The organism is Gordonia sp. SMJS1, assembly GCF_029866425.1.
GTDB classification, from domain to species: Bacteria; Actinomycetota; Actinomycetes; order Mycobacteriales; family Mycobacteriaceae; genus Gordonia; species Gordonia hongkongensis.
In genome coordinates this window covers 1,947,541-1,972,337 of the sequence record NZ_CP123381.1, presented here as the reverse complement: position 1 = coordinate 1,972,337, position 24,797 = coordinate 1,947,541, and the positions used below count along the sequence as shown (strand labels likewise).

The following is a 24,797-nucleotide window of genomic DNA, read 5'->3' as shown; positions in this document are numbered from 1 at the left end:
GGACCCGATGAGAATCACGGCCATGGGCAACTGGCGCCCACAACCGGGGACCGCCGTGCGATTCGATCCGACCGAGGCGTGCCGCGCGGCCGCGGCGGCCACACCCGTCCACACCGCACCGGTGACCTTCCTGGCCCAGAACCACGTCCGCGGAGCTGCGGTGGCACGGGCCGCGGGCCGTACCCATCGCGGATACCTGGGATCGGGCACGGAGATCGACGGCGACCTCGACACCGCGGCACTCGGGACCGCCCTGACGCTCTTCGTCCGGCGACATGAGGTGCTGCGCACCTGGTTCGAATGCCGCGACGGAGAGGTCGCCGCCCATGTCGTCGACCCGTTCGACATCGAGTTCGAGGCACACGTCGACGGCGAACTGGCGAGCACCGAGGACATCCACCCCTATCTCGTCGACCGATTCGACCGCGAGACCCCGAGCGACTCCTTCCCCGGCTTCTCCTTCGGGGCCGTCCGCCGCCCGGGCGGCTTCGCAATCTTCCTGGCGTGCGATCACGCGCTCTCCGACGGCGCCTCACAGGCCCTCGCCCTCGACGAGATCGCGCAGATCTACGCCGAACTGATCCGGCCGAACGGGCACGGCCGCCCCGAGCCGGACCCCGCGACGCCGGCCGCCGGGAGTTACTTCGCCTACGCGGCCGCGGAAGCGGAGGTGACCGCCGAGCATCTGGCCGGGTCGCCCGAGACCAGGGCGTGGCAGGACATCTTCCGACGCCACGACCTGCAGATGCCGCGCTTCCCACTGGACCTCGGCCTGAGGCCGGGAGAGACGGCGCAGGTGGCCGGGGTCGAGGTCTCACTGCTCGATCGTGGCGGCATCGTCGCCTTCGACGCCGTCTGCCGGGCGGCGGGGGGTCGGTTCGTCGACGGCATCTACGCCGCCATCGCCGTCGCCGACCGCGAACTGGCCGGCGCCGACGACTACTACGGCATGACGGTGTTCAACACGCGTGCCGCGCTCGACGGGTACGCGACGTCGCAGGGATGGTTCTGCAACTTCGCCCCGGTCGAGTTCTCCCTCGCCGGCGCGTCGACGTTCTCCGAACTGATCCCGGCGGCCCATGCGGCCCGTCGCCGCGCTCGTGACCTGGCCGCCGTCCCGGTCGCCGCCGCACTGGCCGCCATCGCCGCCGCCGGGGCCACCCCGGACGCGATCATCACCGCACCGAACCTGTTGTCGTACATCGACTTTCGCTGGTTTCCCGGCTCCTCGCGCGAGGCCTTCCGGCGCGGTGCGCTGTTCACCGGGGAGGGGCGCACGGCCAACGCGTCGGCGTGGATCAATCGCGATCACGACGAGCTCTACCTGGGTAGTCAGATCCCGGGCACGCCCTTCGCCGAGTCGGTGGCCCGCCCCTACTACGAGCGGCTACGCGACATCATGACCGACATCGCCGCCACCGGCGACCGGCGGATCCAGGCGCCGGCGGCCGGTTCCGGGCGATCTGCCCCGCCCACCGACTCGGCGCTACGCAGAGGAGCGTGAGCGGGCGTGCACGTCACCACCATCGATCGCTACCACCCACCCGCCGGCGAGCTGCTGACCTGGACCGTGGACGTCTCGGCCGCCCGGCCCGAGATGTCCGACGTACCACCGTCGTTCAACCAGACCGTGCACCTGGCCACGGCCGGTGACTCGAGTACGTGGCTGGCCGCCGCGTTCACCGTCCGCGGGCGCGTGGACCGTGCGGCGCTCGGGTCCGCCTACCGGGCGCTCATCGCCCGGCACGGCACCCTGCGGTCGTCGTTCTCGGCGGGTCCCACGGGAATCCGGCGACACGCTTACGATCCGGACGACCTCGTCCTGCACCTCGGCAGCGTGGTCGACACGACCGCCGACACCGTCCTACGCGACCGGCTTCGCGACACCCTCGATCACGCGTGTCATCCCTTCGGTTACCCCGCGTTCCTGTTCGCGGCGATCGACCGCGACGACGCGTCGACGATCATCTGCGGATTCGACCACTGCCATGTGGATGCCTACTCGATCTCCATCGTCATCGACGACCTGCACCGGTTGTACGACGGATACCGTTGCCACGGAGAGCTTTTCGATCCCTCCACCCTGGCGATGAGCGGGAGTTTCGTCGACTTCTGCGCCGCGGAGTCAACAGCGCCCCCGGTCGCACTGTCCGACCCGCGGATGCGCCGGTGGCTCCGGTTCTTCGACGACCGGGACGGCACACTGCCCACCTTCCCGCTGGATCTCGGGGTCGAACCCGGCGCCACCGCGCCACAGGCCACCGAGGTGCGCGCACTCCTCGGCCGGCGGGAGACGGAGCAGTTCGCCGAGTTGTGCCGGCGCAGCGGCGCGAGCGTGTTCGGCGGGACGCTGGCCGCGATGGCCGACGCCGTGCGCCGCTGCGGCGGCGGACCCGAACTGCCCCTTCTGTTCCCGATGCACACGCGACGGGAAGAGAGATGGCGCAACGCAGTCGGATGGTTCACCACCAATGCCCCGCTGCGGGTCGTGGGCACCGGCGATCTGCTGGGGACGATCCGGCGTACCGGGCCCGAACTCCGTCGCGCGGTCACGCTCGGCGAGGTTCCCGTCCCACAGGTGATCGAGGCGATGGGCGGACTCCGTCGCACACGCTCGGACATCTTCATGGTGTCCTATGTCGACTACCGGCTGCTGCCCGGCGCCGACCGACACCGGACCATCGACGCCCATCACATCTCGAACGCGACCACCGCCGACGACGCGCAGTTCTGGATCTCGCGCACGGACGACGGACTCGCGCTGCGGGCCCGGCACCCCGACACGCTGACCGCGCACCGCACCATCCGCCGGTTCACCGACGAGCTGATCCGTACTCTGCGAGCGGGCGTCGAACTGGCGGCGGCCGGCGACACCGACATCGAGGAGCTGGACGGAGGCGCGGACACCGCGCACGTGGTCGGTCTCTGACCACCAGGTTTGCGAGGTCGCGAGGGGATGGTCGCTCTCGGCCTGCTCCTGCGCGGCCGATCGGTGCCGGCCGGTACCCGCGACACGGGACCGGTCGGCGGTCAGCGGATCTGAACCCGGTCCCCGGCCTCTACTGGATCGTCGCCGCCGCGAGGGCGGGAAGCGCGGCGGTGATCAGGGCGAGCAGTTCGTCCCGGGTGAGCGCTTCGGCGTCGACCGGCTCGGCGGTGAGCCAGCGGATCGTCGTCTCCTCGACGAACGCGATCCAGCCGTGCACGCTCATCACGACGACCGGGGTCACCTCGACCCCGAACACGGGTGCGTGGTCGAGCACGCGGGCGACCATCACCTCCCGGGTGCGGTCGAAGACCTCGCGCATCGCGGCGTCCGAACTCGAGGCCCCGCGGATCAGCGCGGTGTAGGCGGTGCGGTTCTCGCTCACGTAGTCGACGAACGCGGCCATCGATGCCGAGAGGATGGCGATCGGGTCGCCGAGGGACTCGTCCGGCTCGGTGCGGGCGAGCATCCGGTCGGCCTGGGCCTGTGCGATCGCGACGTGGAACTCCTGCTTCGACGCGAAGTAGTGGAACAGCAGGGCGCGCGACACCCCGGCGGCATCGGCGATTGCGTCGATCGTGATCTCCTCCAACGGCCGGTCCCTGACCATCGCGAGCCCGTAGTCGATGAGCTGGTCACGACGTGCCTCGGGACTCATGCGCGTGCGCTTGTGCGGCGCGCGCCGGTGGTCACCTCCGTCGTCGCCGGTCGTCTCGCCGCTGATCGTCTTGCCGTTGATCACCGACACCGCGCACATCCTCGTCTACTGGCCACGCGGCCAGCCTACCCTCTATTGAGGGTTGTTCAATAGCTATTGACACGTGTTCAGTACCACCTTATGGTGACACCATGACAACGAACGATGTAGAGATCGCCATCATCGGTGCCGGCTTCTCGGGTCTGGGCGCCGCGGTCCGTCTTAAGCAGAACGGTTTCGACGACTTCGTCCTCCTCGATCGCGGCAGCGACTTCGGCGGGACCTGGCGCGACAACACCTACCCGGGCGCGGCCTGCGACGTCCCCTCGCAGCTCTACTCATTCTCGTTCGCGAAGAACCCCACCTGGTCGCGGTCCTACTCTCACCAGCCCGAGATCCACGACTACATCAACGGGGTCGCCGACCGGTTCGGAATCGGCGCGAAGGCGCGCTTCGGCACCGAGGTGACGCGGACCGCATGGAACGAGGACGAGGGCCGTTGGATCATCGACACCCTGCAGGACGGCAAGACCGATCAAGTGCGGGCACGAGTCCTGGTCGGCGGTGTCGGCCCGCTCTGCGAGCCCAACCTCCCCGACATCGAGGGCATCGAGTCCTTCGAGGGCAAGATCGTGCACTCCGCGCGCTGGGACAACGACCACGACTTCGGCGGGCAGCGCGTCGCGGTGATCGGGACCGGTGCGTCGGCGATCCAGCTCGTTCCCGAGGTCGCGAAGGTCGCCGGGCGCCTCGACGTGTACCAGCGGACCGCACCGTGGATCGTCCCCCGCACCGAGCGCGCCTACAGCTCCGTCGAGCACTGGGCCTACAAGAACGTCCCCGGGTACCAGTCCGCGGTCCGCGGTGGCATCTACGCCGCCAACGAGGTCGTCGCGTTCGGTCTGACCTACTCCCCCAAGGCCCTCAAGCCGGTCGAGTTGCTCTGCCGCGCCAACATCCTGCGCGGCATCGGCCGCGACGCCGAGCTGCGGCGCAAGGCCACCCCGACCTTCCAGGTGGGCTGCAAGCGCATCCTGCGGTCCAACGACTGGTACCCGGCCCTCGCCCGCCCGAACGTCGATCTCGTGACCGACGGCATCGACCGCATCACCCCGACCGGGATCGTGTCGAAGGACGGCACCGTCCGCGAGGTGGACGTGATCGTCGTCGCCACCGGATTCCACGTCACCGACTCCCCCGTGTTCGAGAAGATCATCGGCAAGGACGGCCGCAGCCTCGCGCAGGTGTGGAACGAGATCGGTATGCAGGGCTACAAGGGCTCGTTCGTCCACGGCTTCCCGAACATGATGCTGATGGTGGGCCCGTCGACCGGGCTGGGCCACACCTCGATGGTGTACATGATCGAGTCGCAGCTGAACTACCTCGTCGATTATCTGAAAACCTCTCGCGCGCTGGGGATCACCCGGACCGAGGTGAAGCTGTCCGCCCAGCAGGAGTTCAACGCCGGAATCCAGCACAAGCTGCGCAACAGCGTGTGGGTGAACGGCGGGTGTGCCTCCTGGTACAAGGACGCCAACGGCAACATCACCACGCTGTGGCCGGGCTTCACCTTCGCGTTCCGGCAGACGACCCGTTCCTTCGACGTCGCCGCCTACGATGTGACCCGCGGTGCCCGGCGATCCGCCGCACCCGCGGTGCCGGCCGCTTCCGCCACCGGCGACGACATCGCGTCGCCCGCCACCGCCAACGCCTGACCGAACCCACCCACAGGAGACAAGACATGAAGGACTTTCGCGGCAAGGTCGTCGTGATCACCGGCGCCGGTTCGGGAATGGGCCGTGACATCGCCGTCAAGCTCGCGCGTCGCGGTGCGCGGCTGGCCATCTCCGACGTCACCCCCGACGGCCTGGCCGTCACCGAGAAGCTGGTGACAGAGGCCGGCGCCGAGGTGCATTCGCAGCTGCTGAACGTCGCCGAGCGCGAAGCGGTACTCACCTACGCCGACACCGTCGCCGAGCACTTCGGCGTGGTCAATGTCGTGTTCAACAACGCCGGCATCGCCCACCACGGTGAGATCGAGCGCACCGAGTTCAAGGACATCGAACGGGTGATGGACGTCGACTACTGGGGAGTCGTCAACGGCACCAAGGCGTTTCTGCCGCACGTGATCGCGTCCGGGGACGGGCACATCGTGAACACCTCGTCGTTGTTCGGCTTGCTGGCCGAACCGGGCCAGGCCGCCTACAACTCCGCCAAGTTCGCGGTGCGCGGATTCACCGAGGCGCTGCGGCAGGAGATGATCATCGCCAAGCACCCGGTGGAGGTGTCGTGTGTGCATCCCGGCGGGATCAAGACCGCGATCGCCCGCAACGCCACCGTGTCCGGGGACCATGACCAGAAGGCCACGGCCGCGTTCTTCGACCGCTACCTCGCCCGGATGACGAGTGAGGATGCGGCCGAGGTGATCATCGAGGGCGTCCGGAAGAACAAGGCACGCATCCTGGTCGGCACCGACGCCAAGATCCTCGACCTCGCAGTGCGCCTCGTCGCCTCGAAGTACCAGTGGGTGTCGGCGAAGCTCACCGGCTGGGCGCTGTCGAAGGCGTAATAGGTCCGTGTTCGCGCACGGGTCGTGACACCGACACGCGGTCGGGGCGTGTCGGTGTCACGGCGCCGGGAGCGAAGCGAGCGGGCCGAATGAGCACGGCGCCGGGAGCGAAGCGAGCGAGGCCGAATGAGCACCGCGTTGTCGTGTCTTCCCTACAGCCCGTGTTCGCCCAGCCAGGCCAGCGCGACGTCGCGCGGGTCCGCACCGCCGTCGACCTCGGCCGCCATGGTGGCGAGATCGGCGGTGGTGATCTCGCCCGCCACCTTGTTCATGGCCTTCACCTGATCGCGGTTCAGCGCCGCGGAACGGAACACCGGGACCAGCACCTCCGCCCGCGGACCCGACTCGTCCGCGGGTTCGGCAGCCGCGGCACCGTCCGCGGTGTCGCCGCCACCCGGTGATGTGCGGAGCGCCTGGACCTCCGACGACGCCCCGTCGGCGTCCTCGCCGGCGATCTCGAGGGGGGTCAGCAGTCCGACCGCGCCGCCGTCGGCGGCACGTCGGAGCACCTCCTCTCCGGTGGCGGTGACCTCGACCGGACCGAAGGCACAACCGGCGTCGGCGAAGGCACGCATCGTCGAGTCATCGGGTTCGGCGACGGCCACGACCGGCAGGCCCGCCGGCAGTCGGCCGCAGTCCTCGAGTCCGGTGGCGCCGACGTCCCCGGCGAGGGCCGTCGACACGAAGATCTGCGGCGCCGCCGATACCGGCGTCTCATCGCCGACCGAAACCCCTTGCGGGAGTGCGCGGTTCAGGTCGTTGTAGACGTCCTCGGCGCCGATCGCGGTAGACGACGGAGACAACAACGTCAGCAGTTCCCCGGTGAAGGCGGGGAAGAGATCGAGCGCAGCGCGGTCCATCTCGTCCAGCAGCGCCGGCGCGTCGCCACGGAGCTGGTCACCGGACACCACCGATCCGGAATTGCGCAACGCTCCCGCGTACACCTCGGCCATCACGCGCATCGCCGGGTCCTCCGACGAGCCGATCACCACCCCGCGCGGTGGAGACGACGAGTCGTCGGCGCACCCGGCGATGACCACCGCCAGGACGACGATCAGACCGGCCACCGTGATGAGACGTTTGCGGACACGACGTTCAGTCACCCCGCCACCGTATCCGCAGCACGTCCCACGTCCGAACGAGGCGGGTCCCCGGGTCGGCTCACGCTCCCTCGGCAATGAATCCCATGACGGAGTCGGCGATGAGCTGCACGGCGATCGCGGCGAGGAGCAGGCCCGCGATCTTGGCGAGTAGCGTGATGCCGCCGATGCCCAGGATGCGGATGAGCGCCGTCGAATAGCGCAGGACCAACATCACCACCAGGTGAACGCTGACGATGGCTGCCGCGATGGCCAGATAACCACCCGATCCGGCGTCGACGCCGCTCACACCGACGATGACCGCGGCGATGGCACCCGGTCCGGCGAGCAGCGGGGTGCCGAGCGGCACGAGCGCGACGTTGACGTCGTCGGCGGCCGTTGGCTTGCCGGCGTTGCCGAGGCCGGTGAGCAATTGCAGCGCCACGAGCAGCAACAACAAACCGCCGGCGCCCTGCAGCGCCGGGATCCCGATGTGGAGATAGTTCAGGATGGCTTTGCCGGCGACGGCGAACACACTGATCACCAGGAGGCTGACGAGCGGCGCCTGCCAGGCCGCGCGCCGCCGGTACTCCGGCGAGCGTTGACCGACCAGGCTGAGGAACAGCGGGATCTGGCCAGGCGGGTCCATGATGACGAGCAGCGTGATCAACGTCGTCGTGTACACCGTGACGTCGAAGGACACGTTCGGAGAGTGTACGGGGCCCGCCGGGTAGCATCGGCACTCGTGCCCTCGATCCCCCGGCCTGGTCCGCGCGGGTTGTCACCGCGCCGCGAGCGCCGCCCGCTCCCCGAGATCCGCGTCCCCGTGGCGCGGGCGATCGTCGATTGCGCGGTGTACGTCGACGGCCACCGGCAACCGGGACGGGTGAGCTACACCGAAGGTCTCGCCCGGGTGCGGGCCGCCGGCGAGGGCTTCGTATGGGTCGGACTCCACGCCCCCGACGACGCTCAGATGGCCGACGTCGGCGCCACGTTCGGCCTTCACGAACTCGTCGTCGAAGACGCGGTACACGCGCACCAGCGGCCGAAGCTCGAGGTCTACGACGACACCCAGTTCCTCGTCCTGCGCACCGTGCAGTACATCGAGCACGAGACGATGGCCAAGGCGAGCGAGGTCGTCGAGACCGGCGAGATCATGGTCTTCGCGGGGCCGGACTTCGTACTGACCGTGCGCCACGGCGAGCACACCGAACTGTCGGAACTGCGCCGTCGCCTGGAGACGCACCCCGAGCGTCTGGCCCTCGGCCCGACCGCGGTGCTGCACGCCGTCGCCGACAAGGTCGTCGACAGCTACCTCGCCGTCACCGACCGGATGGACGCCGATGTCGCGGCGATCGAGGAGGTCGTGTTCGGTCGGCAGGGTCACGCACTCGACATCGATCCCGTCTACCTCCTACGGCGCGAGGTGCTCGAACTCCGTCGTGCGGTGACACCGCTGGCGGCCCCGCTGCAGAGTCTCACGGCAAGCGGTAACCCGTTGGTGCCCAAAGAGATCCGACGCCAGTTCCGCGACGTCGCCGACCATCTCACCACCGTCATCGACCGAGTCCTCGAGTACGACGAGCTGCTCACCTCCCTCCTGCAGGCCGCGGCGGCGAAGGTCGGTATCCAGCAGTCGACCGACATGCGCAAGATCTCGGCATGGGTCGCGATCGCCGCGGTGCCGACCATGGTCGCCGGGATCTACGGCATGAACTTCGACCACATGCCCGAACTGCACCAGGAGTGGGGTTATCCCGTCGTGCTGGGCTGTCTGGTGGCCCTCTGCGCGACGCTGTTCGTCGTGTTCCGGCGCAGTCACTGGTTGTGACCCGCGACTGGGATTGCCCACGCACCGGCGTGGGTAACCGGCTTCGATGACCCGCACGGACCACGCCGAGGACACGGCGCGACAACTGATCGACCGCGCCGGCCGCACCTACGCGCAGGACGCCGGCATCACGCTGAAGAACACGCCGTCACCGCTCTTCGAGCTGTTGGTGCTCGCCCTGCTCCTCAGTACGCGGATCTCCGCGGACATCGCGGTGGCCGCCGCGCGCGAACTGTTCACCGCCGGTTACCGGACCCCGGAGAAGATGGCCCGCGCCGACTGGCAGAAGCTGGTCGACGCGCTCGGCCGCGGCCACTACGTCCGCTACGACGAGAGCACCGCCACCCGCCTCGGCGAGGCGGCGCAGAAGGTCCTCGACGACTACCACGGCGATCTCCGTCGGCTCGCCGACGACGCCGACTCCGACCCCACCCGCGCGGCGGAACTGCTCCAGGATTTCACCGGCATCGGTCCGGTCGGGGCCGACATCTTTTTGCGTGAGGTGCAGTCGGTGTGGGAGTGGGTCGCACCGCGTTTCGACAAACGCGCGCTCGCCGCCGCCCGGGACCTCGGACTACCCGAGGACCCGGCACGGCTCGCCGATCTCGCCGACGGCCGGCCCGAGGTGCTGGCAGCGGCGCTGGTGCGTGTCTCGCTCGACAAGCAGTTGCGCGCGGAGATCGCCGGATCCGACAACCGGGCCTAGGCTGGGACGACGGTCACAACCACCCGGTGATGGTTTGTGCCGTCCCCGATCCGGTTACCCAGGAGAGCCGGCGTCCGCCGCGCACCGCGGTGCCCGACGCCCGTACCCGACAGGAGGACTCCCAGGTGTCAGCTGACCCGATGGTCGACGATCCGAGGCCGCACGACACGGCCTTCCGACGCCCCCTGTTGCCCGGTGCGCGCGGATCGCTCTCGGCCATGGTGATCGATCTCCTCCGCGGTGACCCTGCGTCCGCGTCGGTCCTCGACCTGCCGGCCGACGACCCGAGGGTCGTCGACGCCGACCCCTACGGCGACGATCTGCAGCTCGCGCTGTACCTCTGCTACGAGATGCACTACGTCGGGTTCGTCGACGCCGACGCCGGTTGGGAATGGAGTCCGGCCCTGCTCACGGTTCGGGTCGCCCTCGAGCAGCGATTCCTCGCCGCTCTGCATCGCGACGTCCCGGCGATGACCGCCGACGATTCCGCCGAGCACGAGATGGAAGAACTGTGCATCGAGAACCCCGACGGTGACGGCGCCTCCTACCGGCTCCGCGACGCCGGGACGTGGGAGCAGTACCGGCAGCTGTTCGCCCTGCGCTCGCTGTACCACCTCAAGGAGGCCGACCCGCACGCCTTCGCGATCCCACGTCTGCGCGGGCACGCCAAGGCCGCCTACGTCGCCGTCGAGTTCGACGAATTCGGCGGCGGACGCGGCGACGCCGTGCATCAGGAGCTGTTCGCCGACCTGCTTCGCGCTTCCGATCTCAGCGCCGACTACCTGGGCTACCTCGACACCGTTCCCGGCGTCGCCCTCACGCCGGTCAATCTGATGTCGCTGTTCGGACTACACCGGCGCTACCGGGGCGCTGCGGTCGGGCATCTGGCCGCCACCGAGATCACCTCGCCGCCCGGTTCGCAGCGGCTGCTGGCCGGTTTGGAGCAGCTCGACGCACCGGAGGCGTGCCGGCGGTTCTATCGCGAACACGTCGAGGCCGATGCCGTGCACGAGCAGATCCTGCGTACCGATGTCGTCGGCGATCTCGTCCGCACCGAGCCGGACACCGAAGCCGATGTGATCTTCGGGATCCGCGCCTTCCTGTTCGTCGAGGACGCCCTCGACCGGCATGTGCTGTCCGCGTGGGACGACGGAAAGAGCGCCTTCCCGGGTATCTGATCCGGGCAAGGCGCTCGTTCGGGCGGCGCTCGTGAGCCGTCAGGTCGCGCGGCGGCGCTTCTTGCGATGGCTGGTGTCGCACAGGGGGTAGTTCTTGCTCCGACCGCACGCACACACCGCGACCATGAACCGGTCGGACTGCACCCGGGCGCCGTCGGGGAGTTCGATGTCGACCGGACCGGACACCAGGACGGGTCCGCCTCGGATCACCCGCACCGCATTGGGTTTCTTGTCCCCGCTCACCGCGACGCTCCGGCCGGGGCGAGACCATCCGAGGCGACGGCGACGATCGCGACGAGACGCTCGATGCGACGGTTGCGTTCGAGCATGCCGCACTCTTCCATCCAGCCCGCGCGTGCGGTGAGGACCGGACCGAACGGGATGACCCGCTCGGCCACCACCTCTGCGGTCAGTCCCCCGGCGCGCAGGGCGCGCAGCGAGGCGTCGGAGTCCGCGAATTCCGAGTGGACCAGCACGAAAGCTCCGCCGGGCACCAGCAACTCGGGAACGCGTGCGCACAGCGGGTCGAGGACGGCTCGGCCGTCGGGTCCGGCGTCCCACGCATGAGACGGGCCGGCCGGGTGCAGCTCCGACTCGGACTCCGGTGGGGTCGGAACATACGGGGGGGTTGCAGGTGACGACGTCGTAGCGACCCTGATGGCGCCGGAGATCACCGTGCGCCACCTCGATCCGGACGCCGGTGTCGGCTGCCGCGCGCCGAGCGTAGGCAACCGCGTCCGCCGATGCGTCCACCGCGGTCACGTGCGACGCACCCGACCTTGCGGCCGCTATCGCGATGGCGCCGCTGCCGGTGCAGAGATCGAGCACGCGGGCCCCGGAGACGCCGCGGGATCGGAGAGTGTCGATCAACAGCTGAGTGTCCTGCTGTGGCAGGTAGACATCGAGCTCGGGTAGCGCTGCGGTCGCTGTGGGAAGCGACGATGAGGTGATGGTCACGCCGGGCACCGCCCGTTCGTCGTGCCGATGGTCCCTGCTCCCCGTGACTCCATGCACCCTCACTTCTCAGACGGACCGTGCTCAGTTGGTCAGATGTTCCCTCTGTCATACGTTCCGAAACCTCGATGCGGATGAGTGCGCCGGGAATTCGCCGGCCGGTCAGGCCGGTGTTGCCGAGGCCCGATCCGGCCGCCGTACATCGATACCCGCCTCACGCCAGGCCTCGCGGAGTGCGTCGGCACCCTTCAGTCGGACCCACGCGGCCTCGTTGGCGGTGATCGGCACCGCCCGGAGCATGCTGACCGGGTCCATGGGCGTGGGCAGCTCGACCGTCCCGAGTTCGTCCGCCTCGAGCAGGACCGCGGTGAACGGCGAACCGTCCCACAGGGGTTCGCCGAGGTCGACCAGCGCATCGGCGGCGATGACGAGGCCCTCGACCGCCGGCGCGGCCGCCAGCGTCGCCATGCGCTTGTGCAGACCGGGCAGCGGCGTTCCCGACGACACGCGCACGACGAGTTCGGCACGGGGTCCGCGGACCGGATCGGCGTGCAGGTCGGTGGGATCGGACATCGGGTGCCGCGCGCACCCCGACGTCACGTAGACCACCTCGTCCCGATCGCCGGCTTCGTCGGGCACGAACCGCAGGACGTCGATCGGTTCGACACCGAGGAACGTCACCGACGCACGTTGGGGAGTCGCCCCCAGCCGGTCTTCGAGAAATCGTCCGACGACCTCAGTCACGGCTTCGCTCACATCCGACAGGCTACCGACTCCGGCGCACGGACCCGGGGTGCTCCTCTAGCCTGGAGCAATGGTCCGGGTTCTGGCGGTCGCCGACGAGGTGGTGGACTCCCTCACCTTCGGGGTGGGGATCGAGTCCCGGCCCGACCTCATCCTCGGTGCGGGTGACCTCCCGTTCGAGTACCTCGAGATCCTGTCGTCGCTGTGCGACGCGCCGTGCGTGTTCGTGCCCGGCAATCACGACCGGGACCTGCGCGGGTACCGCCGCGGCCGCACCGGCTGGACGCGCGCCGGACTCCCCGTCGAGGACCCCGGACCGTGCGGTGCGGTCAACGCCGACGGCCGGACCGTGACGGTCGCCGGACTCCGCATCAGCGGCCTCGGCGGCAGCCGCCGCTACAACAACGGCACCAACCAGTACACCGACACCCAACAGCGGTTGCGGTCCCTCCGGTTGCGATGCACCACCGCCCTGTCACCTCCCCGCGGCGCCGACATCCTGCTCACGCACAGCCCGGCCCGCGGCGTCGGCGACCGCGACGATCTGCCCCACCGGGGTTTCGACTGCTTCCACCCGCTGGTCCGGTCGCTGCAACCGGCGCTGCTGGTCCATGGCCACGTCCATCCGTACGGCGAACGACCGGCTGATCTGCCCATCGGCTCCTCGACGACCTCGATGAACGTCGTCGGCTACTGCCAGTTCGACTTCGATCCCGCCACCCGGGAGGTCGAGATCGTGAGGCGCAGACATGGCGCGTGACACCGGATTTCCCGACGCCGACGCGGAGAACGACTTCGCCCGGATGCGACGCCAGGCCGAACGCGCGCGGCTCGCGCAGTGGTTCATGCGTCAGCCCGCCGACGTGAACACCATCCTCCCGTTCGACGAGGTCGTCGCCGCGCTCGGACGGACCGGGGAGACCTCACTCGGACTGCAGGTCGTCGAGGTGTCCTCGATCGTCGGAAGTGTCGACCGCACCAAGGATTTCGACCGCTACTTCCGGCCCACCTCGTCGCGCGGCCGGGAGCGCTGGCAGCGGCTGGCGGCCGCGCAACGCCGCGGCGAATCCGTCCCTCCGGTACAGCTGTACCGGATCGGATCGATGCACTTCGTCATCGACGGCCATCACCGCGTGTCCATCGCGATCGCGCGGAACTGGGTCACGATCGACGCCTACGTCACCCTGATCCACACGCGCATCTCCCCCGAGGGCATCACCGCGACCTCCGACCTGGTCCTCAAGGACCATCGTCGGATCTTCCTGTCACGCGTGCCGCTCGAGGGGTCCCAGGCCGAGGCCATCCGACTCAGCTTCCCGTTCGACTACGCCGAACTCGCCGAGAACGTCGAGGCGTGGGGATTTCGCCTGAGCCAGGAGATCGGCGAGTTCCTCAACCGCACCGAGACCGCTCGGCGCTGGTTCGGTGAGGAGTTCCTGCCGGTCGTGCGGATGGCGCGCCGGGCGGGCATCCGGCCCGACCTCGACAGCGACGCCGAGCTGTACATGTGGGTGGCCTGCGAACGGTATCGGCTTGTGCGCAGGCACATCTGGGACGAACACGTCTTCGACGAACTGCTCGACCACTCCCGCAGGCGCCGGCGCTGAGCCGACGCCTGCAGGGACAGGCGGGACACTAGCGGACGCGCAGGGACTGCCCCGAGCTCTGGTCGAACACCGCGATCTTCGACGCGTCGTAGAACAGCTCCGCCGAACCGCCGCGGCTCACCTTCGAGTCCGGGGACAGTCGGGCGATGAACTGGTTGCCGCCGAGATCGGTTCCGGAATCGGCGGACAACTCCGCGAGGGCGTCGCTCGACGCCCGGCTCGACCCGACGCCGAAGTAGGCGTAGATGTCGGAACCCATCGACTCGAGCACGTCGATGTTCGCGGCGAAGGTCCCGCCGTGTCCACGGGTCGTCGAGTCGACGAGCGACGCGTCTTCGAGGTGCTCGGGCCGGATGCCGATGAGCACGTCGCCGCCACTGCCGACGTCTCCGGCACGGGAGACCACCGCACGATGGTCGTCGAGGACGATGGTGCCGATCGCGGTCTCGATACCCTCGCTGCCGAGGCGACCGGACAGGAAGTTCATCGCCGGGGAGCCGATGAAACCGGCCACGAACACGTTGGTCGGATTGTTGTACAGCTCCTGCGGCGTACCGATCTGCTGCACATACCCGTTGCGCAGCACGACGACCCGGTCACCGAGGGTCATCGCCTCGGTCTGGTCGTGGGTCACGTAGACCGTGGTGGTCCCCAGGCGCTGCTGCAGCTGTGAGATCTCCGTACGCATCTGCACGCGCAGCTTCGCATCGAGGTTCGACAGCGGCTCGTCCATCAGGAACGCCTTCGGGGAGCGCACGATCGCCCGGCCCATCGCCACGCGCTGCCGCTGACCGCCGGAGAGATTGGCCGGCTTGCGGTCGAGGTACTGCCCGAGGTCGAGGATGCGCGCGGCCTCGTCGACCTTCGCGGCCACCTGATCCTTCGGCATCTTCGCGAGAGTCAGTGGGAAGGCGATGTTCTCGCGCACCGACATGTGCGGGTAGAGCGCGTAACTCTGGAACACCATCGCGATGTCGCGGTCCTTGGGTGCGCGCTCGTTGACCCGCTCCCCGCCGATCCGCAGCTCGCCGCCGGAGATGTCCTCAAGTCCGGCGATCATGTTGAGCGTCGTCGACTTACCGCATCCCGACGGGCCCACCAGGATCACGAACTCGCCGTCGGCGATCTCGATGTCGACCCCGTGTACGGCGGTGGAGCCGTCGGGATACTGCTTGGAGACGTTGTCCAGAACGATGTCTGCCATGGGTTATCCCTTCACGGCGCCGGAGGTCAGGCCGGCCACGATTCGACGTTGGAAGAAGAGCACGAAGATGATGATGGGGATGGTTATGACCACCGCGGCGGCCGAGATCGACCCGGTCGGTTCCTCGAACTGCGAACTGCCGGTGAAGTTCGCGATCGCCACCGGCGCGGTGATCGCCCGTTCGGTCGACGTCAGCGACAGTGCCAGGAGCAGGTCGTTCCAGGCGAAGATGAACACCAGGATCGCCGCCGTCACGACGCCCGGGGCGGCGAGCGGGGCGATGACCTTGCGGAAGGCCTGCCACGGGGTGGCGCCGTCCATCTTGGCGGCCTTCTCCAGCTCCCACGGGATCTCGCGGAAGAACGCGGACAAGGTGTAGATCGCCAGCGGCAGCGCGAAGGTGATGTAGGGCAGGATCAAGCCGGGCCAGGTGTCGAACAACCCGATGGCCCGCTCGATGTTGAACAACGGTGTCACCAGCGAGATCTGGGGGAACATCGCGATCAGCAGCGCGGCACCGATCAGGAGCTTCTTGCCCGGGAAGTCCAGGCGGGCCACCGCATAGGCCGCCATCGTCCCCAGGAGCACCGCGATCACCGTGGTGATCAGACCCACGCCGATCGAGTTGATCAGCGCCGAGGTGAAGGCGCTGGTCTCGAAGATGCTCTTGTAGTTGTCGAGGGTGAACTCACTCGGCCAGAACTTCCCGTCGGTCACGCTGCTCGCCGGCTTGAAGGACAGGCTGATGATCCACAGCAGCGGGATGAGTGCATACAGGATCACCAGGATGTTGGCGATCGACCACCAGGCCTTGGACTTTCCGCTCGCATTCAACGGCTTACCTCCCCTCGTCGTCGGAACCCGGTGCGGCGGTGCCGAACCCCTTGATGAACACGAACGCGATGATCGCGACACAGATGAAGATCAGAATCGAGATCGCCGAGCCGACGCCGAGATTGAAGGCGCCGAACAGATTGTCGTAACCCAGCATCGACACCGAGTAGGTGTTGTTGGACCCGCTGGTGAGGACGTAGATGTTGTCGAACACGCGGAACGCGTCGAGTGTGCGGAACAGCAGCGCCACCAGGATCGCCGGCTTCATCAGCGGAAGGATGATGCGCCACAGTCTCGTCCACGCCCCGGCGCCGTCGACCTGGGCCGCCTTGAGCAGATCGTCCGGGACGAGCGCGAGGCCGGCCAGCAGGAGCAGGGCCATGAACGGCGTCGTCTTCCAGACCTCGGCGAGGACGATGATCGCCAGCGACGGCCACTGCTCGGTGAGCGGTGCGGTGCCGTCGGGTAGCAGGTTGGCGAGATATCCGGTGCCCGGCGTCCACGCGTAGTACCAGGAGAACGCCGCCGCCACGGTGACGATGCCGTACGGGATCAGGACGACGGTGCGGATGGTGCCCCGCCCGAAGATCGTCCGGTGCATGACGAGCGCGATCGCCATGCCCAGCACGAGTTCGATGAGTACCGACACGACCGTGATGCCGACCGTGACGGCAAAGGCCGTCCACCAGTAGTTGTCGGTGAGGACGGTGGCGTAGTTGGCGAACCAGACGAACTCGCGTTCCCCCGGCGCCGAGAGGCTCATCTTGTTCAGCGACAGCCAGACCGCGTACACGATCGGGTATCCGGTGACCAAGAGCATCATCAGTGCGGCCGGCGCCACGAGCCAGAAGGCCAGCCGGCGCTCGGCGGTTTTGCCCTCGCTGCGCCTGCGCGGGGCGGCCGGCGGCGTGTCGGCCCGGGGCCGATCGATCACCGCGGTACCCCCGCCCGTCCCGGTCGCCGGCTTCGACAGCGAGGCGGGCGCGGGATCCGGGGTGGGCCGGTCGGTGTGCGACGACGCCGCGGTCACCTCGTGCCGACCTCCCGGCGGAGCGGTCCACACCTGATCGGACTGCACCGGGGGTGTGTCACCGACGATCGGGATCGGACCGGTTTGCGGTGGCGCATCCTCCGGGAGGGCGTGTCGCCCGGCACGGAACCCCGCGTCGTCGGGGTTGCCGCCCGCGTTCTCGGCGTCGTTACGCGGAGTGTCGTTGTCGCTCACGGGATTAGCCCTTCCCCGTCGATGGCCTTCTGGACCGCTTCGGCGAGCTCGTCGACCAGGGCCTCCGGCTCCCAGGCGCCGACCGGGCTCAACTTGGCCTGCAGCAGCGTCGAGATTGCTTGATAGTCGGGCGATTTCGGCCGCAGAGCAGCGTGCTCGGGTTCGAGCTGCCGCTTGATCTCGTCGGCCATCGGGTACGCGAGGCGGAAATCGGCGTCGTCGTAGATGGACTCGATGACCGGCGGCGGACCCGCACTGAACGAGAACGCCTTCTGCGATGCCTCACTGGTGATGCACTCGGCGGCCTGGTAGGCGAGGTCCTGCTGTTGCGAGGTGCTCGCGACGGCGATGTTGATGCCGCCCAGGGTCGTCTTGGTGGGAAGTCCCTCGAAGCCCGGATAGGGCGCGAAATCGAAGACCCGCCGCATCTCGCGGTTGAGCGGGACCACCTGCGCCGGGGTCGGCGGATTCGCGGTGTCCGCGTACAGGTTCGCGTATTCGGTGAGGTCGAGGAAGGCGACGCTGCCCGCCACGGCGTTCTCGCGCATCCCGGCGAAGACGAACGGCCAGTTCACCTGGTACAGGGCCTCACCGCTCTCCATGCCGAGCCGTGCGGCGCCCTCGTCGGAGTTGGTCAGCGACGGATCGGCACCGGGCGCGGTGGCGACCCGCTTCAGCGTCTCCAGGGCGCGGACCGTCGCGGCGCGGTGTTCGGGGGTGTCGTTGAGGGTGACCTTGTCGGGGTCGTCCGGGTCGACGATCTGCCCACCGGCGCTGGCGAGTACCGAGTTGAACCACACCATCAGGCCTTCGTACTGCCTGCCCTGCACCATGATGTAGGTCGGTCCGCCGTTGCGACCGCTGACGAGCGCGTCCTCGAGCATGCCGTTCCACGTCGACGCCGGGCGCCGGCGGTCGACGTCTTCGACGAGCACATCCGGTCGGTACCAGAGCAATTGGGTGTTCGTGGAGAACGGGATGGCGTAGAGCCGTTCCCGCTCGTCGTCGTCGGTCTTCCAGACCGCGGTGTCGAGCGGACCGCCCAGGGTGCGCGCCGACACCTCGGCGGCCATGGCGTCGGGGACCGGCACCATCCAACCCGCGTCGGCGAATTCGGCCGTCCACACCACGTCCATGCCCATCAGGTCCAGCCCGCTGTCGTTGCCCGCGAGGCGCCGTGCGAGCTGCAAACGCTGATCGTCGGCGCCCTTGGGCAACGGGGTGGTCACGACCTTGTACGCACCACCGGAATCGGCCGAGCATTTGTCGCCGATCTCGGCGAAGGTGTCCGCACCGTCGGCCGGCGGATAGAAATTGAGTACGCCCGCTTCATATCCCGAGCCGCACGCGGACAGCACGGGCAGCATGGCCACCGCTGCCACCGCCGCGGCGAGGACCTTTCGTCTCACGCGCCTGGTAGATCCGTCGGTGCTGATGGATCCGTCCGTGCTGACCCTGCTCCGCACGCAGCCTCCTCGATGTCGTACGCGGCGCCGCAGCGGTGCTCCGCCGTGAGCGTCCGAAGAGCAACGCTATACGTGAGGATTCGTGACATGCAACACATTCGGCATGGGCGTGCCATTCCGCGGGCGATTGTGATCGCTCCGTGTCCGACCGCGGGAGGCGACGTCAGAAGGTGAGACGGGCGAGCATGTCGCGCGCCTTCTCTGCGCTTTTCGGGTCGCACAGCACGTCATAGCGGCCGGCGACCAGCTGCATGGTCGACGCGAAATCCCGCTGGCCCCGGGTCGCCGCGTACGGAATGGTCGCGGAGATCACACCGAAGACCATGCCGCCGACGATGCCCACCAGGATGGGCGCAATGGGCGAACCGGCGAAGACGAGCGCCACCAGACAGCCGAAGAAGAAGCCGAGCCAGGCACCCGAGACCAGCCCGCCGCCGATCACCTTGCCCCACGTCAGCCGGCCGATGACCCGCTCGACCTGCATCAGATCGACGCCCACGATGGTGACGTCCTGGACAGTGAAGTTCTCGTCGGAGAGGAAGTCCACCGCGCGCTGGGCCTCGGCGTAGGTTCCGTACGAACCGATCGGCCAGCCCTTGGGCGGGGTGGGGAGTCCCGGCGTCTCGCGGCTCGGGCGCATGGGATTGGTCATATCGGGGCCTTCCCTGTTGTCAGACTCCAGTGCTGAACGTCGCGGTGAGACCCGACAGTGGGACTGGTCTCCACCGGTGGGCGTTCGTGTCTGCCGTCGGCCTCCGTTGCACCGATGGCACTACCCTTACTCCCATGTCGTCGGTGAGCAAGGTGTTCGTGGCCAGATTAGTCGGGTTGGCCGTCCTTGGTCCCGACGGCGAGTCCATCGGACGCGTCCGCGACGTGGTGATCTCGATCCGCATGTCCGGGCAGCAACCGCGCGTCCTCGGTCTCGCGGTCGAATTGACCACTCGGCGTAGGATTTTCGTGCCGATGCTGCGGGTGACCGCGATCGAGCCCCAGGCCGTGGCCCTCAACACCGGCACCGTGAGCCTCCGCCGACTCCATCTGCGCCCCGGCGAGGCGCTCGCCATCGGACAGGTCCTCGACACCCACGTCCGGGTCGTCGATCCGGATCTCCCCGAGCTCGCCGACGCCGACGTGACGGTGATCGACCTCGGGATCGAGAAGACCCGGACCCGCGATTGGGTCGTCTCCCGCGTCGCGATCCGGGCGGGACGTCGCGGCCTGCGCCGGCGCCACGAGACACAGGTCGTGGAGTGGTCCAGCGTGCAGGGCATCACCCAGAGCTCGCTGAACCTGCCCGGACAAGGAGTCGCGCAGGCCCTCCTGCAGTTCGAGGGCATGCGCCCGGCCGACGTCGCCAACGCCCTGCGCGAACTGCCCGCGAAACGACGCGACGAGATCGCCTCGGCCCTCGACGACGAACGGCTCGCCGACGTGCTGCAGGAGTTGCCGCCCGACGACCAGAAAGAGGTGCTGGCCGCGCTCGGACGCGACCGCGCCGTCGACATCCTCGAGGCGATGGACCCCGACGACGCCGCCGACCTCCTCGGCGAACTGCCCGACACCGAGGCCGAGGCCTTCCTCGAGGAGATGGACCCCGTGGAGTCCGAGCCCCTCCGCCGACTCCTGCTGCACTCCCCCGACACCGCGGGCGGCGTGATGACCTCGGAGCCGATCGTGGTCACCGCATCGACCACCATCGCCGAGGCCCTCGCCCGGGTCCGCAACCCCGACCTGACGCCGGCCGCGGCGAGTCTGGTGTTCGTCGTCCGCCCGCCCACTTCGACACCGACCGGCAAGTATCTCGGATGCGTGCATCTGCAGGCCCTGCTCCGGGAACCGCCCGCGCACCTGGTCGGCGGCATCCTGGACACCGACCTCGCCCAACTCCATCCCGAGGACTCCCTGGAGACGATGACGAGATATTTCGCGACCTACAACCTGGTGTGCGGCCCCGTCGTGGACGAGGCCGGCCACCTGCTCGGCGCGGTGAGCGTCGACGACCTGCTCGACGAGATCCTGCCGCGCGACTGGCGTGAGACCGAACCCGAGGACGTCGTCGAGGCCGACGGGTACGGCGTCGGGAGTGGCCCGGAACCGGCATCGGGCGGCCCCCAGGTGCGGATCCGATGAGCGAACCGGGACGCAAGCTCGACACCCCCAGCACCCGCCGCACGATCTCGTTCAATCTCGACTCCGACGTCGTCGGGATGTACAGCGAGCGGATCGCCCGGTTCCTGGGCACCGGACGATATCTGGCGATCCAGACGGTCATCGTCATCGTGTGGATCGTGCTGAACCTGGTCGCGGTGTCGATCCAGTGGGACCCGTACCCGTTCATCCTGCTGAACCTCGCGTTCTCGACGCAGGCGGCGTACGCGGCGCCGCTGATCCTGCTGGCCCAGAACCGGCAGGAGAACCGCGACCGGGTGTCGCTGGAAGAGGACCGGATGCGGTCCGCCCAGACGAAGGCCGACACCGAGTTCCTGGCCCGGGAGCTCGCCGCGGTCCGTCTCGCGGTGGGCGACACCGTCACGCGCGACTACCTGCGCAAAGAACTGGACGACCTGCTCGACGAACTCACCGAACGGCTCGGCGCCCCCGCCGGCGACGAATCCGGCCGCCGCGGTTCCAAGGATCACTGACACCAAAAGCCGGGTTCGTGTCTGGGACGTCAGACCCATATGTATGGTGGGTCACAGTTCGGACCGGATCCCGGCGTCTGTCACGGCGCGACGAGATTCTCCGACACATCCATGTGAGCGGCTCTGGACCTGGGCCGCGGGTGGGCATCGCCGCGTTCTCGGGGGCAGAAGTGTGTGTTGACAACGGAGTGAACAGGACCGGGCAGCGGCCCGGGGCCGCACGATGTGCAGGAGGCCTCCGGTGAGGCCCCTCGAACTCGTCCGCCGTCGCCGTGGTCCGCGCCGTCCGTCCTCGTTCCCACGACGCGCCGCGACGCTGGTCGTCGGCGGCGGTCTGGTCGGTGCACTGGTCCTGGGGACCGCGACGTCGAGCGCCTCCGGCGGCAACGTCGCGTCGGCCGTCGTCGAGCCCGATGCCCCCGTGACGGTGGCCGAACTCGTCGCGGGTTCGCCGGGTGCACTCCTCGGCTTCGCGCCGCCGCCGGAGAAGCCCGCGACCGCGCTGCCGGCGCCGCAGTTCCGGCTCGCCAGCGACCTCCCCTCGGGCCCACTGGGGATCCCGGGCGTCGTACTCCAGGCCTACAAGCTGGCCGCCAACCGCGTCGCCGCCGAGAGCGCGGCCTGCAAACTGCCGTGGTTCCTGCTGGCCGGCATCGGACGCATCGAGTCCAATCATGCGAGCAACGGCTCGGTCGATCAGTACGGCACGACGATCAACCCGATCGCCGGGCCGGTCCTCGACGGCTCGCTGGCCGGCAACGCGGTCATCAAGGACACCGACGGCGGACGCATCGACGGCGACGCCGGACACGACCGGGCGATGGGCCCGATGCAGTTCATCCCGAGCACGTGGGCAGCGTGGGGCTCCGACGCCAACGGCGACGGGAAACCCGACCCCAACAACATCTTCGACGCCACGTACTCGGCCGGCCGGTATCTCTGCGCCGGGGTCACCGACATCATGAACGAGCGCACTCGCGTGTCGGCGGTGCTGCGGTACAACCGCTCGATGGAGTATGTCGCCAACGTCCTCGGCTGGGCCGGGGCCTACGCGACGGGCGTGATGCCGACCGACCCCATCCCGGAGATGAAGCGCAAGCCGTCGAGCAGCTCGAGCTCGTCCAGCAAGCCCAGGCGGCCGGAGTCCGGGTCGTCCTCGTCGTCGTCCTCCACCACGCGGCGGCCGAGCCCTCCGCCGCCGCCGTGCATCATCGTCTGCCTGCCATCGATCCCGCCGCTGTTCCCGGGCCAGCCCGCTCCCCCGCCCACCAAGAGGGAGGCCCCGGCGGTACAACAGGCACCGACGGGGAACGCCGGCCCGAACAGGCCGGGAGGGGCGAGCACCCCGGTTCCCGTCCGCTGACGGCGCCACCGGAGGACCTGCGCCCGGAACCGTCGGCGCCGCCGGTAGTCTGGGCCAGATGACAACAGGAGTCGCGCCCACGGAATCGGCAGTTCGCGCCGCTCTGGGCAAGGTCAAGGATCCCGAGATCGGCAAGCCCATCACCGACATCGGGATGGTCAAGTCGGTCACGATCAACGACGACGCGAGCGTCGATGTCGGGGTGTACCTCACGACATCGGGGTGCCCGATGCGCACCGAGATCTCGCAGCGCGTGGAAACGGCCGTCGCCGACGTCCCGGGCGTCGGCGCGATCCGCGTCGAACTCGACGTCATGGACGACGAGCAGCGCACCGAGCTGCGCAAGAAGCTCCGCGGGGACAAGGCCGAGCCGGTCATCCCGTTCGCCCAGCCCGGCTCACTGACCCGCGTCTACGCCGTCGCGTCGGGTAAGGGCGGCGTCGGCAAGTCGAGCGTGACCGTCAACCTCGCCACGGCGCTCGCCGAACGCGGGCTCACCGTCGGCGTTCTCGACGCCGACATCTACGGCCACTCGGTCCCCCGCATGCTCGGGAGCGACGCCAAACCCACGCAGGTCGAGCGCATGATCATGCCGCCCAGCAACCACGGCGTCCGCTTCATCTCGATCGGACAGTTCACCGACGGCAACACGCCGGTGACCTGGCGCGGTCCCATGCTGCACCGAGCCCTGCAGCAGTTCCTCGCGGACGTCTACTGGGGCGATCTCGACGTCTTGCTCCTCGACCTCCCGCCGGGCACCGGTGACGTCGCGATCTCGATCGCGCAGCTCATCCCGGGCGCGGAGATCCTGGTGGTGACGACACCCCAGCAGGCCGCGGCCGAGGTCGCCGAGCGCGCCGGGGCCATCGCGCTGCAGACCCGGCAGAAGATCCTCGGCGTCGTCGAGAACATGTCGTGGCTGGAACTGCCCGACGGCAGCCGCATGGAACCGTTCGGGTCCGGCGGCGGCGAGCAGGTGGCGCAACGCCTCACGCGCGCGGTGGGCGCCCAGGTCGACCTGCTGGGTCAGGTACCGCTCGAGACGGCCTTACGCGAAGGCGGCGACGCCGGTGTCCCGGTGGTGCTGTCGGCACCCGAATCGGCGTCCGGTTCCGCCCTGCGCGCCATCGCGGGCAAGCTCGCGGCGCGTAAGCGCGGCCTGGCGGGTATGAGTCTGGGACTCGACACCATCCGGAATTCCTGACCGGTCAGGTCGCGTCCCAGTCGGCCGCGGCGGGACGCGACCCCGACCGCGACCGGCGGTCCGACGCCGCGGATCCCGCCGGGCCGGCGGAGTCCTGATTCCCGCTCTCCTGCTTCTCGAACGACAGGGGCGCCGACACGGGCTTGATCTCCGGCGCCGCCGGGGTGGCCTTCCGGTCGACCGTGGTGGCGCTCTCGTTCAGCCGGAACAGTGAATCATCGCCGTCGAGAAGGTGTTTCGTGACGATCGACCGCGGCGTCATGCCCCGCAGTTCGTTGAGGTCGGCGAGCGGCTTGCGCAGGTCGTCGAATTCGGAACCCAGCTCGTCCTTCAGCTGATTGCTCGCACCGGTCGCGTAATCACGGACCTTCTTGGCCGACTGCATCGTCCAGGAGACGGCACCGGGGAGACGTTCGGGGCCGAGGATGACGAGTGCCGCGACCACCAGGATCGCTATCTCGCCCCATCCGATGCTGCTGAACATGTGCCTCGTCCTGACCTGTGC

At 68.9% G+C, this 24,797-nt stretch carries 24 protein-coding genes and 1 pseudogene; 13 read left to right on the top strand and 12 right to left on the bottom strand.

Going from position 1 to position 24,797, the window contains the following annotated elements; all coding sequences use genetic code 11:
* Positions 1-7: 7 nt before the first annotated feature.
* Together QAD21_RS09050 and QAD21_RS09045 are read left to right on the top strand one after the other, a co-directional pair.
* A complete protein-coding gene (locus tag QAD21_RS09050; RefSeq protein ID WP_277244450.1) occupies positions 8-1,504 on the top strand; it encodes a condensation domain-containing protein in 1,497 nt (498 codons plus the stop codon).
* A 6-nt stretch (positions 1,505-1,510) separates the two neighbouring features.
* Positions 1,511-2,929 (top strand): condensation domain-containing protein, encoded by a 1,419-nt coding sequence (locus QAD21_RS09045; RefSeq protein ID WP_137810060.1) that lies wholly within the window; start codon positions 1,511-1,513, stop codon positions 2,927-2,929.
* A gap of 130 nt (positions 2,930-3,059) precedes the next feature.
* On the opposite strand, the gene QAD21_RS09040 is transcribed toward QAD21_RS09045, so the two are convergent.
* Positions 3,060-3,644 (bottom strand): TetR/AcrR family transcriptional regulator, encoded by a 585-nt coding sequence (locus QAD21_RS09040; protein ID WP_240198985.1) that lies wholly within the window; start codon positions 3,642-3,644, stop codon positions 3,060-3,062.
* 191 nt (positions 3,645-3,835) lie between these two features.
* Between QAD21_RS09040 and QAD21_RS09035 the strand changes: the two genes are divergently transcribed.
* Complete coding sequence (locus QAD21_RS09035) at positions 3,836-5,398, top strand: NAD(P)/FAD-dependent oxidoreductase (protein ID WP_137810059.1); 1,563 nt, start codon at positions 3,836-3,838, stop codon at positions 5,396-5,398.
* 26 nt (positions 5,399-5,424) lie between these two features.
* Positions 5,425-6,252 (top strand): SDR family NAD(P)-dependent oxidoreductase, encoded by an 828-nt coding sequence (locus QAD21_RS09030; RefSeq protein ID WP_137810058.1) that lies wholly within the window; start codon positions 5,425-5,427, stop codon positions 6,250-6,252.
* Between the two features lie 152 nt (positions 6,253-6,404).
* Here the strand turns inward: QAD21_RS09030 and QAD21_RS09025 are convergent, their stop codons facing one another.
* On the bottom strand, positions 6,405-7,355 hold the full coding sequence (locus QAD21_RS09025; protein WP_137810057.1) for a glycine betaine ABC transporter substrate-binding protein: 951 nt from the start codon (positions 7,353-7,355) through the stop codon (positions 6,405-6,407).
* Positions 7,356-7,413: 58 nt separating this feature from the next.
* Entirely contained in the window at positions 7,414-8,034 is a 621-nt protein-coding gene (locus QAD21_RS09020) for a MarC family protein (RefSeq protein WP_058252719.1), read from the bottom strand.
* 42 nt (positions 8,035-8,076) lie between these two features.
* Between QAD21_RS09020 and QAD21_RS09015 the strand changes: the two genes are divergently transcribed.
* The 3 genes from QAD21_RS09015 to QAD21_RS09005 all read left to right on the top strand — a co-directional run bounded on the left by QAD21_RS09015 (position 8,077) and on the right by QAD21_RS09005 (position 11,046).
* Positions 8,077-9,162: a magnesium and cobalt transport protein CorA gene (locus QAD21_RS09015; RefSeq protein ID WP_058252770.1), complete on the top strand. Its 1,086-nt coding sequence runs from the start codon at positions 8,077-8,079 to the stop codon at positions 9,160-9,162.
* A gap of 46 nt (positions 9,163-9,208) precedes the next feature.
* Entirely contained in the window at positions 9,209-9,868 is a 660-nt protein-coding gene (locus tag QAD21_RS09010; RefSeq protein ID WP_065632810.1) for an endonuclease, read from the top strand.
* Between the two features lie 140 nt (positions 9,869-10,008).
* On the top strand, positions 10,009-11,046 hold the full coding sequence (locus QAD21_RS09005) for an iron-containing redox enzyme family protein (protein ID WP_137810086.1): 1,038 nt from the start codon (positions 10,009-10,011) through the stop codon (positions 11,044-11,046).
* A gap of 39 nt (positions 11,047-11,085) precedes the next feature.
* Here the strand turns inward: QAD21_RS09005 and QAD21_RS09000 are convergent, their stop codons facing one another.
* The 3 genes and pseudogenes from QAD21_RS09000 to QAD21_RS08990 all read right to left on the bottom strand — a co-directional run bounded on the left by QAD21_RS09000 (position 11,086) and on the right by QAD21_RS08990 (position 12,756).
* The gene (locus tag QAD21_RS09000) at positions 11,086-11,289 is read right to left on the bottom strand and encodes a CDGSH iron-sulfur domain-containing protein (protein WP_058252716.1); all 204 of its coding nucleotides are present in this window, start codon (positions 11,287-11,289) and stop codon (positions 11,086-11,088) included.
* Positions 11,286-12,003 (bottom strand): annotated as a pseudogene (locus tag QAD21_RS08995) (HemK2/MTQ2 family protein methyltransferase). Before QAD21_RS08995 ends, QAD21_RS09000 begins: the two are co-directional and overlap by 4 nt.
* 159 nt (positions 12,004-12,162) lie before the next feature.
* On the bottom strand, positions 12,163-12,756 hold the full coding sequence (locus QAD21_RS08990) for a suppressor of fused domain protein (protein WP_068969931.1): 594 nt from the start codon (positions 12,754-12,756) through the stop codon (positions 12,163-12,165).
* 58 nt (positions 12,757-12,814) lie between these two features.
* Between QAD21_RS08990 and QAD21_RS08985 the strand changes: the two genes are divergently transcribed.
* Both QAD21_RS08985 and QAD21_RS08980 read left to right on the top strand, forming a co-directional pair.
* Complete coding sequence (locus QAD21_RS08985) at positions 12,815-13,504, top strand: metallophosphoesterase (RefSeq protein ID WP_068969932.1); 690 nt, start codon at positions 12,815-12,817, stop codon at positions 13,502-13,504.
* On the top strand, positions 13,494-14,351 hold the full coding sequence (locus QAD21_RS08980; RefSeq protein ID WP_055475023.1) for a hypothetical protein: 858 nt from the start codon (positions 13,494-13,496) through the stop codon (positions 14,349-14,351). Before QAD21_RS08985 ends, QAD21_RS08980 begins: the two co-directional genes overlap by 11 nt.
* Before the next feature lie 28 nt (positions 14,352-14,379).
* On the opposite strand, the gene ugpC is transcribed toward QAD21_RS08980, so the two are convergent.
* The 5 genes from ugpC to QAD21_RS08955 form a co-directional block, all read right to left on the bottom strand.
* Complete coding sequence (gene ugpC / locus QAD21_RS08975; RefSeq protein ID WP_055475024.1) at positions 14,380-15,555, bottom strand: sn-glycerol-3-phosphate ABC transporter ATP-binding protein UgpC; 1,176 nt, start codon at positions 15,553-15,555, stop codon at positions 14,380-14,382.
* Between the two features lie 3 nt (positions 15,556-15,558).
* Entirely contained in the window at positions 15,559-16,389 is an 831-nt protein-coding gene (locus tag QAD21_RS08970) for a carbohydrate ABC transporter permease (protein WP_055475025.1), read from the bottom strand.
* Positions 16,390-16,393: 4 nt separating this feature from the next.
* The gene (locus QAD21_RS08965) at positions 16,394-17,614 is read right to left on the bottom strand and encodes an ABC transporter permease subunit (RefSeq protein WP_078112022.1); all 1,221 of its coding nucleotides are present in this window, start codon (positions 17,612-17,614) and stop codon (positions 16,394-16,396) included.
* A complete protein-coding gene (locus QAD21_RS08960; protein WP_176455882.1) occupies positions 17,611-19,023 on the bottom strand; it encodes an extracellular solute-binding protein in 1,413 nt (470 codons plus the stop codon). The genes QAD21_RS08965 and QAD21_RS08960 overlap by 4 nt, the downstream gene beginning before the upstream one ends.
* A gap of 220 nt (positions 19,024-19,243) precedes the next feature.
* Positions 19,244-19,732 (bottom strand): general stress protein, encoded by a 489-nt coding sequence (locus tag QAD21_RS08955; RefSeq protein ID WP_055475026.1) that lies wholly within the window; start codon positions 19,730-19,732, stop codon positions 19,244-19,246.
* Between the two features lie 134 nt (positions 19,733-19,866).
* Here QAD21_RS08955 and QAD21_RS08950 point away from each other — a divergent pair, with 134 nt between their 5' ends.
* The 4 genes from QAD21_RS08950 (at position 19,867) to QAD21_RS08935 (ending at position 24,292) form a co-directional block, all read left to right on the top strand.
* Complete coding sequence (locus QAD21_RS08950; RefSeq protein ID WP_055475027.1) at positions 19,867-21,213, top strand: CBS domain-containing protein; 1,347 nt, start codon at positions 19,867-19,869, stop codon at positions 21,211-21,213.
* Positions 21,210-21,725, top strand: coding sequence for a DUF1003 domain-containing protein (locus QAD21_RS08945; protein ID WP_055475028.1), 516 nt, complete (start codon positions 21,210-21,212; stop codon positions 21,723-21,725). The genes QAD21_RS08950 and QAD21_RS08945 overlap by 4 nt, the downstream gene beginning before the upstream one ends.
* Before the next feature lie 241 nt (positions 21,726-21,966).
* Positions 21,967-23,088: a lytic murein transglycosylase gene (locus tag QAD21_RS08940; RefSeq protein WP_055475029.1), complete on the top strand. Its 1,122-nt coding sequence runs from the start codon at positions 21,967-21,969 to the stop codon at positions 23,086-23,088.
* Between the two features lie 58 nt (positions 23,089-23,146).
* Positions 23,147-24,292: an Mrp/NBP35 family ATP-binding protein gene (locus QAD21_RS08935; RefSeq protein WP_055475030.1), complete on the top strand. Its 1,146-nt coding sequence runs from the start codon at positions 23,147-23,149 to the stop codon at positions 24,290-24,292.
* A gap of 4 nt (positions 24,293-24,296) precedes the next feature.
* Here QAD21_RS08935 and tatB read toward each other — a convergent pair whose 3' ends face one another.
* Positions 24,297-24,776 carry a Sec-independent protein translocase protein TatB gene (tatB, locus tag QAD21_RS08930; protein ID WP_055475031.1) on the bottom strand — a complete coding sequence of 160 codons (480 nt, stop codon included), beginning with the start codon at positions 24,774-24,776 and terminating at the stop codon, positions 24,297-24,299.
* Positions 24,777-24,797 lie beyond the last annotated feature (21 nt).